Source organism: Sphingobium sp. LB126, assembly GCF_002795205.1.
GTDB classification, from domain to species: domain Bacteria; phylum Pseudomonadota; class Alphaproteobacteria; order Sphingomonadales; family Sphingomonadaceae; genus Sphingobium; species Sphingobium chungbukense.
This window is the reverse complement of the sequence record NZ_NETV01000001.1, coordinates 2,208,916-2,220,588: the sequence shown is the minus strand read 5'-3', so window position 1 is coordinate 2,220,588 and position 11,673 is coordinate 2,208,916. Positions and strand designations below refer to the sequence as shown.

The window sequence follows — 11,673 nt, the reverse complement described above, 5'->3', positions numbered from 1 at the left end:
CCATGCTCCGCTCGCAACCATAAGGGGGACCGTCATGGCCGAAACGCGCAAAATCTATGTCCTGAACGGTCCCAACCTCAACATGCTGGGCACCCGCGAACCGGAAATCTACGGCTATGACACGCTGGACGACATTGCCGAACGCATGGAGGACGCCGCCAATCGCGCCCATGTCGAGATCGATTTCCGCCAGTCCAACCATGAAGGACATCTGGTCGACTGGATTCAGGAAGCCCATGTCGAAGGCGCCCATGCGATCCTGATCAATCCCGGCGCCCTCACCCACACCTCCGTCGCACTGCACGATGCGATCAAGGGCGTCGCCGTGCCGGTGATCGAAATCCACCTGTCCAACCCGCATACGCGCGAGCCTTTCCGCCACAAAAGCTATGTCGGCATGGCGGCGAAGGGAACCATCGCGGGCTTCGGCGCGATGTCCTACATGCTGGCGCTGGAAGCGGCGCTCGAACTGTAGCTCATCGCTCAAAAGTTGCGCTTCGCCTGAAATGCGCATAGGCGCGAGCGTCAGAAACGCAATTACCGTCCAGGGACATGACATGAACGACAAGGCTGAAAAGGGCGCAATGCAAGTGGACGTACAATTGGTGCGCGATCTCGCCGCCCTTCTCGATGACACCAACCTGACGGAAATCGAAGTCGAGGACGGCGATCGCAAGATCCGCGTCGCGCGCAAGGTCGGCGGTGCCGCCGTGGCCTATGCACCCGCGCCCGTTGCCGCAGCGCCGGTCGCTGCGCCTGCCCCGGTCGCTGCCGCTGCCCCGGCCGAAGCTGCCGCGCCCGCCATTTCCGCCAACGCGATCCGCTCGCCCATCGTCGGCACCGCCTATCTGGCGGCCGAGCCGGGCGCCGCACCCTATGCCGCCGTCGGTTCGACCGTGAAGGCGGGCGACACCGTGCTGATCGTCGAGGCGATGAAGGTGATGAACGCCATAACCGCGCCCAATGCCGGCACGGTCAAGGCCATATTGGTCGATAACGGCCAGCCGGTCGAATATGACCAGCCGCTGATCGTCATCGAATAAGGCGCGCCCATGGCCATCGAAAAGCTGCTGATCGCGAACCGGGGCGAAATCGCGCTCCGCATCCACCGCGCCTGCCATGAAATGGGGATCAAGACGGTGGCGGTCCACTCGACCGCCGACGCCGACGCCATGCATGTGCGCCTTGCCGACGAAGCGATCTGCATTGGGCCGCCCGCCGCCAAGGACAGCTATCTCAACATCGCCGCGATCATCTCCGCCGCCGAAATCTCCGGCGCGGACGCGATCCATCCCGGCTATGGCTTCCTGTCGGAAAACGCCCAGTTCGCGGAAATCGTGGAGGCGCATAACCTCGCCTTCGTCGGACCGAAGCCCGAACATATCCGCATCATGGGCGACAAGGTCGAGGCGAAGCGCACCGCCGGCGCACTCGGCCTGCCGCTGGTCCCCGGCTCCGACGGCGCGCTCGGCAGCGTCGAGGAAGCCAAGGAGGTCGCTGCGAAGATCGGTTATCCCGTGCTCATCAAGGCGGCATCGGGCGGCGGCGGTCGCGGCATGAAGGTCGTTCCCAGCGAAGACCTGCTCGAAACGTCGATGAAGCAGGCCGGGTCCGAGGCGAAGGCCGCCTTCGGCGACGACACCGTCTATATGGAAAAATATCTGGGCAATCCCCGGCATATCGAATTCCAGGTGTTCGGCGACGGCAACGGCAACGCCATCCATCTGGGCGAACGCGACTGCTCGCTCCAGCGCCGCCACCAGAAGGTGCTGGAGGAAGCCCCCTCCCCCGTCCTCTCCGCCGCCGAGCGCGACCGGATGGGCGAAGTGGTGCGCAAGGCGATGGCCGACATGGGCTATCGCGGCGCGGGCACGATCGAATTCCTGTGGGAAGATGGCGAATTCTACTTCATCGAGATGAACACCCGCCTTCAGGTGGAGCATCCGGTGACGGAGATGATCACCGGCGTCGACCTGGTCCGTGAACAGATTCGCGTGGCGGAGGGCAAGCCGCTCTCGGTCGAGCAGAAGGATCTCGTCTTCACCGGCCACGCCATCGAATGCCGCATCAATGCGGAAGACCCGCGCACCTTCGCGCCGTCGCCGGGCACCGTCACCAGCTATCACGTACCGGGCGGCATGCATGTCCGGGTCGATAGCGGCCTCTACCAGGGCTATAAGGTGCCGCCTTATTATGACAGCATGATCGGCAAGCTGATCGTCTACGGCCGCACCCGCGAGGGCTGTATCATGCGCCTCAAGCGCGCGCTGGAGGAATATGTGATCGAGGGCATGAAGACCACGATCCCGCTCCACCAGAAACTGCTGACCGACCCCGACTTCCTGAACGGCGACTATACGATCAAATGGCTGGAAGAGTGGCTGGCGAAGGACGGGCAGGCGTGAAGGCGACCATCTGGCACAATCCCCGCTGCTCCAAATCGCGGGCCGCGCTTGCGATCCTCGAAGCCGCGCCGGGGGTTGAGGTCGAGGTGGTCGAATATCTCAAGACCCCGCCCAGCCGCACCGAAATCGAAACGGTGCTGGCCAGGGCGGGCGTCCGCCCGTCGGAAGCCGTCCGCAAGGGCGAGGGCGTGGTCAAGGAAATCGGCCTCGACGTGGGAGACGACAAGGCCATTCTCGACGCGATGGCCGCACACCCGATCCTGATCGAACGGGCCATCGTTATCACGGAAAAAGGCGTAGTGATCGCCCGCCCCCCCGAACGGGTGAGCCAAATCCTCTAGGACCCCTCTTCCCGCCAATCATCGTCACCGATTCAAACTTTTGCGCCGGGGCGAAGAACAACGACGACATCACCGGCTGCATTGAGCAGGAGAAGCGTCTGAAACGCTGGCGTCGTGAGTGGCAATTCAAGATCGAGCACCAACGCCGACGGGCACGACCCGCCGACCTGCTCACCTGAAAGGCGGCGAGACCCCTGGTCAAGTCCGGGTGAGGCCGACGATGGGAAACGGCAAGGATGGATTTCCGCCGTTCCCCCTTCGTTACCCCGGCGAAGGGCTAGACCCGCATCGGCATAAGCACATAGAGCGCCGGGCTGCGGTCGTTCTCGCGGATCAACGTCGGAGCGGCTGCATCGGCGAGGTGCAGTTCGACCGTTTCGCTGTCGATCTGGTTCAATATGTCGAGCAGATAGCGGGCGTTGAAGCCGATGTCGAAACCCTCGCCCTGGAAGGCGCCGGGCACTTCTTCGGCCGCCGTGCCGTTTTCGGGGCTGGTGACGGAGAGGACGATCTTGTCCCGCTCCAGCGTCATCTTGACCGCGCGGGTCTTCTCGGTCGCAATCGTCGCGACGCGATCCACGCCCTCCTCGAAGCCGCGCGGGTCGATCGTCAGCAACTTGTCGTTCGCGGTCGGGATGACCCGGCTATAGTCCGGGAAGGTGCCGTCGATCAGCTTGCTGGTCAGGATCGCGCTGCCCAGGCCGAAGCGGATCTTGCTGGCGGACAGTGAAATCTGGACCGATCCCTCGACCTCGTCGAGCAGCTTGCGCAGTTCGCTGATGCATTTGCGGGGCACGATGATGCCGGGCATGCCGTCGGCGCCGTCCGGACGCGGCACGGTGACGCGGGCGAGGCGGTGGCCATCGGTGGCGGCGGCCTTCAGCACCGGCTGCCCCTCATCCGAGACATGGAAATAAATGCCGTTCAGATAATAGCGCGTCTCTTCGGTCGAGATGGCGAAGCGCGTCTTGTCGATGATCTGCTTCAGCGTCTCGGCCGGCAGTTCGAAGCTGGTCGGCAGGTCGCCTTCGGCGATCACCGGGAAATCGTCGCGGGGCAGGGTCGACAGGTTGAACCGGGCGCGGCCCGCCTGGATCAGCATCTTGCCCTCTGCCGCCTGGAGCGACACCTGACTGCCTTCGGGCAGCTTGCGGGCGATATCGAACAGGGTGTGGGCGGAAATGGTGGTCGCGCCGGGCTGTTCCACCTGGGCGGAGACGCTTTCGACGATCTGGAGGTCGAGGTCGGTCGCCATCAGCTTGATCGCGCCGTCGGCCGACGCTTCGATCAGCACGTTGGACAGGATCGGAATCGTGTTGCGCCGCTCCACCACCGACTGGACGTGGCTGAGGCTCTTGAGCAGCGTTGCGCGTTCGATGGTGGCCTTCATGTCCCTGTTCTGTCCGTTTCTTTTCTTGCGAAGGCCCGGAGACGGTCGAATCCGGGCGACAATGATGGATGGTCCTTCATAGCCGCTGTTACGGCCCCTGCAAGCGTTCGGTGCGTCTTTCATTTCGATCGGGGTTGCAAAAGGGAACAGCATGGGCTTTGCCGGGAATGTGAAACGTCTGGCTGCCCTCGCCCTTCCCCTGTCGATGATCGGCATGGCGGCTCAAGCGCGCGATTCCCTTGGGGTTTTCGAGGCCTGGGGCGCGTTCCGCGATCCCGCGACACCGCGTTGTTATGCGATCGCCAAACCCGTTTCGGCAAAGTCGGAGGGCTTTGCGGCCGTCGGAAGCTGGCCGCGCCAAAAGATCCGGGGGCAGGTGCATTTCCGCTTGAGCCGGATGCGGGCGGGCGACGCCGCGGTGATCCTGAACGTGGGTGACCGGCGCTTCACGCTCGTGGCGGGCCAGGTCGACGCCTGGGCGCCCGATGCGCGGGCCGACGCGGCGATCATCGCGGCGATGCGGTCCGCCGGCAGCATGAGTGTACAGACGCGCGATGCGCGCGGAAGGGGTTTTGCAGACACCTATGCGCTGCGCGGTGCGGCGACGGCAATCGATGCCGCGGCGCTGGGGTGCGCAAGGCTGCGCTGACGTTCCATATGGCGCGTTTCCGCGAAGGCGGGGACATGAAGCGCACAGAATTCCGCCGCTTTAAAATTCCTGCAAAATCGGCTATGGGCGCGGCCATGCAGACAGCCGCCAACCCGTTGATGCCGATTCCCGGCCTTATCGATCCTGTGCCCGTACCTCGTGCGGTGACGCCTCGCGAGGATGGGCGCGTCGACCTGATGGGGCTGTCGCGCCCGCAGATCAAGGGCGTGCTGGAGGAAGCCGGGCTCGATCAGAAGCAGGCGAAGCTGCGCTCCAAGCAGCTCTTCCACTGGCTCTATCATCGCGGTGAGACCGATTTCGACGCCATGACCGATCTCGCCAAGCCGATGCGCGGCTGGATGGCGGAGCGCTTCGTCGTCGGCCGGCCGGAAGTGGTCGAGGCGCAGGTATCGAGCGACGGCACGCGCAAATGGCTGCTGCGCTCCGACGACGGGCAGGATTATGAGATGGTGTTCATCCCGGACGCGGACCGGGGAACGCTGTGCGTGTCGAGCCAGGTGGGCTGCACGCTCAACTGCCGTTTCTGCCATACCGGCACGATGCGGCTGGTGCGCAATCTGACGCCGGGCGAGATCGTGGGTCAGGTGATGCTGGCCCGCGATGCGCTGGGCGAATGGCCCAAGGGCAGTATGGCGTCGGCCAATGACGATGAGGCCGACGATGCCTCGCAATATTCGCCCGACGGGCGGATGCTGACCAACATCGTGATGATGGGCATGGGCGAGCCGCTCTATAATTTCGATCATGTGCGCGATGCGCTGAAGGTCGTGATGGATGGCGACGGCCTGGCCCTGTCGAAGCGGCGGATCACGCTGTCGACCTCGGGCGTGGTGCCGATGATGGCGCGCGCGGGCGAGGAGATCGGCGTGAATCTGGCCGTGTCGCTGCATGCCGTGACCAAGGATGTGCGCGACGAGTTGGTGCCGCTCAACAAGAAATATGGCATCGAGGAGTTGTTGCAGGCCTGCGCCGACTATCCGAACGCGAACAATGCGCGGCGCATCACCTTCGAATATGTGATGATCAAGGACAAGAATGACAGCGATGACGATGCGCGTGAGCTGGTCCGGCTGCTCCGCCAGTATAAGCTGCCCGCCAAGGTCAATCTGATCCCGTTCAATCCCTGGCCGGGCACGGATTATGAATGTTCGACGCCGGAGCGGATTCGCGCTTTCAGCACCATCGTGTTCGAGGGCGGGATCAGCGCGCCGGTACGCACGCCGCGCGGGCGGGACATCATGGCGGCCTGCGGGCAGCTCAAGTCAGCCTCGGAGAAGAAGAGCCGGGCGGAGCTGGACCGGCTGGCGGCAGAGAAGCAAGCCGCGCTCGGATAGAGCGGGGCCGATTGGGCGCGCCTTAAAGGGCGCGAGACGAAAACCCCGCCCGGAACGGCGGGGTTTTTCTTTTGAGGTTCGTCCGGGCGGCATGAAAGGGTGAATGAGAATGACGGACGAAGAGATGGAACGGATCGCAACCGGCTTTTGCGCCCGGACGCTGCCCAAGGAGGAATGGACCCATCTGGCCCATTTCGCGACGGCATTATGGCTGATGCTGCGGCGGCCCGACCTTGTGCCGGAGCGCGACATGCCGGGGATGATCGCCGCCTATAATGAGAGCGTGGGCGGCGTGAACAGCGACACCGCCGGCTATCATGAGACGATCACGCAGGCTTCGTTGCGCGCGGCCCGGGCTGTACTGGCGGGCTTGCAGGAAGGGGTGACGCCGGGAGCGGCCTTCGCGGCGTTGATGGCATCGCCCATGGCCGACAAGGACTGGCTGTTTGCCTATTGGTCGCGCGAGCGGCTGATGTCGGCGGAAGCGCGGCGGGCCTGGGTGGCGCCGGACCTGAAGTCCCTGCCCTGGGCATAGAAAAAGGGCGGCCCCGCGAGGGACCGCCCTTCCCCTGTTCTATCCGAGAGGGATTAGAAGCGGAAACCGATGCCGACGACACCGGCGTCACGGCCACCGAAATTGTCTTCATATTCGGTGCGCTGATATTCGGCCGAGATGTAGGTGTTGCCGGTCACGGCGAATTCCACGCCGCCGCCATAACGCACGCCTTCGATCGAGAAGCCGAAGTTGCTGTTCGACGCTTCGATGCGGGTGTTGGCATAGCCGACCTTGCCGAAGGCCAGGACGCGCGGGGTCACGACATAGCCGAGACGGACCGAAGCAGCGAGATCACGGCTGATTTCCGTGCCACCGGCGCCGACGGTGGTGTCGCTGAGCGAGACTTCCGGGCCGAAGGTGATACGCGGAGCAAGCGCCAGGTCATAGCCGGTCGACACGCCGTAAGCGAAACCGTCTTCACCGCCGACCTTGTCATAGCCCAGCGTCACGCCAGCGCGCGGCCCGGTGAAGGGCGCAGCATCCTGAGCGAAAGCGGGAGCGGAAACGGCGGCAGCAGCAAGCGCTGCGAAAATCACAGTCTTCATAAAATCCTCATTCAATGAGTAACGCCCGTTCCCAGAAAGAGGACAGACGTTTCGTTCTTTTTACGGGATGGCGTCGCGATTTATTCTGTCATCACCATTTGGCAGGCCGATCTATTCGGCTTGTCCTCCCGTCCTGCACGCAGCGATGTGTGTCGCTGACGGCGCGCATATGTAACGGGATTGTCATTGTTGCAAGTTGGATATGAACTTTACAAATGTATGATGCTTTTTCGCAACAGTCTGACTTTGCATGAAAAAGGGACGGCCCCGGTGGGACCGCCCCTTTCCCTCTGAACCAGCGCTTTTTTAGAAGCGGAAGCCGATGCCGACAACGCCGGCGTCGCGGCCACCGAAATTATCTTCATATTCGGTGCGCTGATATTCGGCCGAAATATAGGTGCGCGGCGTCACCGAATATTCCAGGCCACCGCCATAGCGCACGCCTTCCAGCGTCTGGTGGGCACCGGGGATCTCGAAACGGCTATTGGCATAGCCGACCTTGCCGAACGCCAGCACCTTGGGCGTCACGACATAGCCGAGGCGCACCGAAGCGGCGAGATCGCGGCTGGCATCGACGCCGCCGAACTTCGCGGTCGACTCGCTCAGCGACACTTCCGGACCGAAGGTGATGCGCGGAGTGACGGCCAGGTCATAGCCGGTCGACACGCCGTAGGTGAAACCATCGCCACCCTGGACCTTGTCATAACCCAGAATAATGCCGGCGCGCGGGCCAGTAAAAGGCGCAGCATCCTGAGCAAAAGCGGGGACAGAAACGGTGGCAGCAGCAATAGCTGCGATAATCGCAGTCTTCATGGTATTCCTCATAACTTATTCGATACCCTGAACCGGGTGAGAATGATTTATGTTCTCAATTAGTTTTTAAAAGGGACTGATCTGTAAAAATTTTTTGATCATGCCTCTCTTGAAATATCAGGGAATCGATCCATAGGACTTTCAAAAACCTGGAACTTTACTTTGGCCCAGGCAGGGGCGCTTATGGACCCGGAAGCTGGCTCCCACATGAACGAAATCGGGAAAACCGGTTCATCCGCATGGATGGACATGATTTTTGACGCTTCTGGTGCAAAAGAGTAACAGTCGCCCATGGATGGCGCCCGATCAGAGCCGAAATCGGCGGAACCAAAGCCGGTGCTGCGTCACAGATGGCCCACCCGCCTGTGGCACTGGACAAATGCGCTGCTGCTTTATGTGCTGTTCACCAGCGGCCTTGGCATCTTCAACGCGCATCCCCGCCTCTATTGGGGCCAATATGGCGCGAATTTCGATCATCCCTGGCTGACGCTGGAGCGGTTCGGAAGCTGGATCACCCTGCCCGCTCATTATAATCTGGCGATGTCGCGGCACTGGCACCTGACCGCCGCGCCGGTCTTCGCCTTTGCGCTGCTCTTCTACATGCTCTGGAGTCTGTTCGGGCGGCATCTGGGGCGTGACCTCGCCTTCCGGCGCGGGGAACTGGCGCCGCGCCATGTCTGGCAGGACGTCAGGGATCATGCCCGGCTGCGCTTTCCCACCGGAGAGGCGGCGCTGCGCTACAATGTCCTGCAAAAGGCGAGCTATATCGGCGTGATCTTCGTCGCGCTGCCGCTGATCATCCTGACCGGCCTGACCATGTCGCCGGGCATGAACGCGGCCTGGCCCTGGCTGGTCGAGCTGTTCGGCGGGCGGCAGTCGGCGCGGTCGATCCACTTCATCACCGCCTTCGCGCTGGCCGCCTTCTTCCTGGTGCATATGCTGATGGTCATCCTCGCCGGACCGTTGAATGAGGTCCGGTCGATGATCACCGGGCGCTACAAGATGCCGGAGGCGCGGTCATGATCCTGAACCGCCGGACGCTGATAGTGGGCGCCGCGGCGACGCTGGCGGGTTGCGACCGGTTGGCGAAGAACGGGACGGTGCGGGAAGCGCTGTTTTCGGCCGAGAATTTCCATAGATGGGCGCAACGCAGCCTGATGGCCCGCGACGCGCTGGCCCATGAGTTCCGCCCGGACCAGATATCGCCCTTCTTCCGGCCCAATGGCACGGCCAATCCCAATACGCCCGAATATAAGGCGCTGTGGCGTACCGGCTTTGCCGACTGGCGGTTGCAGGTCGGCGGGCTGGTCGAGCGGCCGCTGTCGCTGTCGCTTGCGCAGTTGCACGCCTTTCCCCATCGCGAGCAGATCACGCGGCATGATTGCGTCGAGGGGTGGAGCGCGATCGGCAAATGGCGGGGCGTGCCGCTGAAGCGGGTGCTCGACGCGGCGCGGCTGCGGGATGGCGCGCGCTATATCGTGCTGCATTGCGCCGACGACATGGGCGGCGGCAACGGCTATTATGAAAGCATCGATCGGGTCGACGCCTTCCATCCGCAGACCATCCTCGCCTTCGCGCTCAACGACCAGCCCTTGCGCGTCGCCAACGGCGCGCCACTGCGGCTGCGGGTGGAGCGGCAATTGGGCTACAAGCAGGCGAAATATCTGATGCGGATCGAGGCGGTTGCGTCGCTCGACGGGATCGGCGGGGGCAAGGGCGGCTTCTGGGAGGACCATGCCGGCTATGACTGGTATGCCGGCATTTGACGCGGACAGAATGACCTGACAGGTTGCGCCCCATGAAATTGTTCGATCGGGTCATCAAGCGGCTGGTCACGCGCGGCCAGCTTTCCATCTATTATCATGACGGCCGGAAGATCACCGTCGGGACGCCCGAACCGGGCTTTCCCTCGCTGGCGCTGAAATTCCACGATGCGCGGGTGCCGTTCGACATCATCAAGGACCCGCGGCTGGGCATGGCCGAAGCCTTCATCGACGGGCGCGTGTCGATCGAGGGCGGCGGGATCATGGAACTGATCTCGCTCATCCGCATGAACAATGCCTGGGAAACGGGCAAGTCGATCAGCGACCTGGGATCGGTCAAGCGCGGGTTCAAGACGATCCGGCGCAAGCTGTGGGCCGCCAATCACCGGGCGCGGTCCAAGGCCAATGTCGCCCATCATTACGATCTGTCGGGCGCGCTCTACGCTCTCTTCCTCGACCGCGACCGGCAATATAGCTGCGCCTATTTCCCCGATGCCGGCAATGAGACGGGCATCAGCCTGGAACAGGCGCAGGAGGACAAGAAGGCGCATATCGCCGCCAAGCTGCACCTGAAACCCGGCATGAAGGTGCTGGACATCGGTTGCGGCTGGGGCGGCATGGCGCTGTACCTGCACCGCACCTGCGGGGTGGACGTCACCGGCATCACCCTGTCGGAGGAACAGCTCAAGGTCGCACGGCAGCGGGCGGCGGATGCGGGCGTCGCTGACCATGTGCGCTTCGAGCTGATCGACTATCGCGACATAGAGGGGCCGTTCGACCGGATCGTGTCGGTCGGCATGTTCGAACATGTCGGGACCAAGGATTACCGGACCTTCTACAACAAATGCCGCGACCTGCTGACACCCGAGGGCGTGATGCTGATCCACACCATCGGCCGGGTCGACGGGCCCGGCATCACCGACGCCTTCACCCAGAAATATATCTTCCCCGGCGGCTATATCCCCGCCTTGTCGGAGATGATCCAGGGCAGCGAGGGCACACGGCTGATGGTCACGGATGTCGAGGTGCTGCGCATCCATTACGGCCTCACCATCCGCGAATGGTACAAGCGGACGCTGGCGCACAAGGCGGATATCGTGGCGCTCTATGACGAGCGCTTCTTCCGCCTCTGGACCTTTTATCTGGCGGGGGCGGCCACGGTGTTCGAGCATGGCGGCATGGTGAATTACCAGGTCCAATATGCCCGCGACCGCCGATCGCTGCCGATCACCCGCGACTATATGCTGGAGGCGGAAAGCGCCCTGCGGGGCCGCTGATGGATTGCGGGTTCCGGCCATGAACATAGGCTGACGGCACCGTTCCCGCACGGTTCAGTCAGGCCAGTGCATCTTTCCCTTCATGGCCCCGGCGACGGGCGTGCATGTTGAGGAGAGACGAACATGAATATCTTGTGGAAGGGCGCGGCGGCCCTAGGCTTGGCGATCACCGCCATGGGTGTGAGCGCGGCCCCTGCACAGGCGCAATATTACGGCGGCGGCTATGGCTATCGCGACGGGTATCGGGGCGATTGGGATCGCCGCTATGACGATCGGCGTTGGGACGACAGGCGCGGCTGGCGCGACGACGACCGCCGTCATTGGCGCGGCGACCGGCGTTCCTGGCGTGGCCATTATCGCCAGCGCTGCTGGACCGAGTGGCGCTACAACCATTATCGCGACCGGCGCGTGAAGGTGCGGGTCTGCAACTGAGCTGAATATTGGGCGGCACATGGTGGAGGGAAAATGCACAGGTCGTGCCATATTCCCCTCCACCTGCCTTCGGCTGGTCCCCCTCCCTGTCTCACGATGGGGAGGATGGGCGTTCCCCCCTCTCCATCCATTTCCGCCCATGGGGCA

The 11,673-nt window shown here is 63.1% G+C and carries 14 protein-coding genes; 11 read left to right on the top strand and 3 right to left on the bottom strand.

Features of this window, described 5'->3' with window-relative positions; all coding sequences use genetic code 11:
* Window positions 1-34: 34 nt before the first annotated feature.
* The 4 genes from aroQ to arsC all read left to right on the top strand — a co-directional run bounded on the left by aroQ (window position 35) and on the right by arsC (window position 2,746).
* Complete coding sequence (gene aroQ / locus CAF53_RS10850; protein WP_046761616.1) at window positions 35-475, top strand: type II 3-dehydroquinate dehydratase; 441 nt, start codon at window positions 35-37, stop codon at window positions 473-475.
* Between the two features lie 82 nt (window positions 476-557).
* Window positions 558-1,043: an acetyl-CoA carboxylase biotin carboxyl carrier protein gene (gene accB / locus CAF53_RS10845; RefSeq protein WP_100238053.1), complete on the top strand. Its 486-nt coding sequence runs from the start codon at window positions 558-560 to the stop codon at window positions 1,041-1,043.
* A gap of 9 nt (window positions 1,044-1,052) precedes the next feature.
* Window positions 1,053-2,405, top strand: coding sequence for an acetyl-CoA carboxylase biotin carboxylase subunit (gene accC / locus CAF53_RS10840; RefSeq protein ID WP_046761618.1), 1,353 nt, complete (start codon window positions 1,053-1,055; stop codon window positions 2,403-2,405).
* Window positions 2,402-2,746, top strand: coding sequence for an arsenate reductase (glutaredoxin) (gene arsC, locus CAF53_RS10835; RefSeq protein ID WP_100238052.1), 345 nt, complete (start codon window positions 2,402-2,404; stop codon window positions 2,744-2,746). Before accC ends, arsC begins: the two co-directional genes overlap by 4 nt.
* 277 nt (window positions 2,747-3,023) lie before the next feature.
* Here the strand turns inward: arsC and dnaN are convergent, their stop codons facing one another.
* On the bottom strand, window positions 3,024-4,136 hold the full coding sequence (gene dnaN / locus CAF53_RS10830; protein ID WP_046761620.1) for a DNA polymerase III subunit beta: 1,113 nt from the start codon (window positions 4,134-4,136) through the stop codon (window positions 3,024-3,026).
* Between the two features lie 151 nt (window positions 4,137-4,287).
* On the opposite strand from dnaN, the gene CAF53_RS10825 reads away from it, so the two are divergent.
* From CAF53_RS10825 to CAF53_RS10815, 3 genes are all read left to right on the top strand, one after another.
* Window positions 4,288-4,785, top strand: a complete 498-nt coding sequence (locus CAF53_RS10825; RefSeq protein ID WP_197707393.1) for a hypothetical protein — start codon at window positions 4,288-4,290, stop codon at window positions 4,783-4,785.
* A 95-nt stretch (window positions 4,786-4,880) separates the two neighbouring features.
* Window positions 4,881-6,140 carry a 23S rRNA (adenine(2503)-C(2))-methyltransferase RlmN gene (gene rlmN / locus CAF53_RS10820; protein WP_100238766.1) on the top strand — a complete coding sequence of 420 codons (1,260 nt, stop codon included), beginning with the start codon at window positions 4,881-4,883 and terminating at the stop codon, window positions 6,138-6,140.
* 109 nt (window positions 6,141-6,249) lie between these two features.
* Window positions 6,250-6,675 (top strand): hypothetical protein, encoded by a 426-nt coding sequence (locus tag CAF53_RS10815; RefSeq protein WP_100238051.1) that lies wholly within the window; start codon window positions 6,250-6,252, stop codon window positions 6,673-6,675.
* A gap of 53 nt (window positions 6,676-6,728) precedes the next feature.
* Here the strand turns inward: CAF53_RS10815 and CAF53_RS10810 are convergent, their stop codons facing one another.
* Window positions 6,729-7,241: a porin family protein gene (locus tag CAF53_RS10810; protein WP_100238050.1), complete on the bottom strand. Its 513-nt coding sequence runs from the start codon at window positions 7,239-7,241 to the stop codon at window positions 6,729-6,731.
* A gap of 306 nt (window positions 7,242-7,547) precedes the next feature.
* Window positions 7,548-8,054 carry a porin family protein gene (locus tag CAF53_RS10805; protein ID WP_100238049.1) on the bottom strand — a complete coding sequence of 169 codons (507 nt, stop codon included), beginning with the start codon at window positions 8,052-8,054 and terminating at the stop codon, window positions 7,548-7,550.
* A gap of 291 nt (window positions 8,055-8,345) precedes the next feature.
* Between CAF53_RS10805 and CAF53_RS10800 the strand changes: the two genes are divergently transcribed.
* The 4 genes from CAF53_RS10800 (at window position 8,346) to CAF53_RS10785 (ending at window position 11,526) form a co-directional block, all read left to right on the top strand.
* Window positions 8,346-9,077, top strand: coding sequence for a cytochrome b/b6 domain-containing protein (locus CAF53_RS10800; protein ID WP_100238048.1), 732 nt, complete (start codon window positions 8,346-8,348; stop codon window positions 9,075-9,077).
* Complete coding sequence (locus CAF53_RS10795) at window positions 9,074-9,820, top strand: molybdopterin-dependent oxidoreductase (RefSeq protein ID WP_100238047.1); 747 nt, start codon at window positions 9,074-9,076, stop codon at window positions 9,818-9,820. The genes CAF53_RS10800 and CAF53_RS10795 overlap by 4 nt, the downstream gene beginning before the upstream one ends.
* Before the next feature lie 32 nt (window positions 9,821-9,852).
* Complete coding sequence (locus CAF53_RS10790) at window positions 9,853-11,094, top strand: cyclopropane-fatty-acyl-phospholipid synthase family protein (protein WP_100238046.1); 1,242 nt, start codon at window positions 9,853-9,855, stop codon at window positions 11,092-11,094.
* Between the two features lie 123 nt (window positions 11,095-11,217).
* Complete coding sequence (locus CAF53_RS10785) at window positions 11,218-11,526, top strand: hypothetical protein (protein ID WP_046761627.1); 309 nt, start codon at window positions 11,218-11,220, stop codon at window positions 11,524-11,526.
* Window positions 11,527-11,673 lie beyond the last annotated feature (147 nt).

Bases quoted from the DNA above. Each gene is read 5' to 3' on its own strand.
- aroQ (WP_046761616.1), top strand. From the start codon at position 35: ATGGCCGAAACGCGCAAAATCTATGTCCTGAACGGTCCCAACCTCAAC.
- accB (WP_100238053.1), top strand. From the start codon at position 558: ATGAACGACAAGGCTGAAAAGGGCGCAATGCAAGTGGACGTACAATTG.
- accC (WP_046761618.1), top strand. From the start codon at position 1,053: ATGGCCATCGAAAAGCTGCTGATCGCGAACCGGGGCGAAATCGCGCTC.
- dnaN (WP_046761620.1), bottom strand. From the start codon at position 4,136: ATGAAGGCCACCATCGAACGCGCAACGCTGCTCAAGAGCCTCAGCCAC.
- CAF53_RS10825 (WP_197707393.1), top strand. From the start codon at position 4,288: ATGGGCTTTGCCGGGAATGTGAAACGTCTGGCTGCCCTCGCCCTTCCC.
- rlmN (WP_100238766.1), top strand. From the start codon at position 4,881: ATGCAGACAGCCGCCAACCCGTTGATGCCGATTCCCGGCCTTATCGAT.
- CAF53_RS10815 (WP_100238051.1), top strand. From the start codon at position 6,250: ATGACGGACGAAGAGATGGAACGGATCGCAACCGGCTTTTGCGCCCGG.
- CAF53_RS10810 (WP_100238050.1), bottom strand. From the start codon at position 7,241: ATGAAGACTGTGATTTTCGCAGCGCTTGCTGCTGCCGCCGTTTCCGCT.
- CAF53_RS10805 (WP_100238049.1), bottom strand. From the start codon at position 8,054: ATGAAGACTGCGATTATCGCAGCTATTGCTGCTGCCACCGTTTCTGTC.
- CAF53_RS10800 (WP_100238048.1), top strand. From the start codon at position 8,346: ATGGATGGCGCCCGATCAGAGCCGAAATCGGCGGAACCAAAGCCGGTG.
- CAF53_RS10795 (WP_100238047.1), top strand. From the start codon at position 9,074: ATGATCCTGAACCGCCGGACGCTGATAGTGGGCGCCGCGGCGACGCTG.
- CAF53_RS10790 (WP_100238046.1), top strand. From the start codon at position 9,853: ATGAAATTGTTCGATCGGGTCATCAAGCGGCTGGTCACGCGCGGCCAG.
- CAF53_RS10785 (WP_046761627.1), top strand. From the start codon at position 11,218: ATGAATATCTTGTGGAAGGGCGCGGCGGCCCTAGGCTTGGCGATCACC.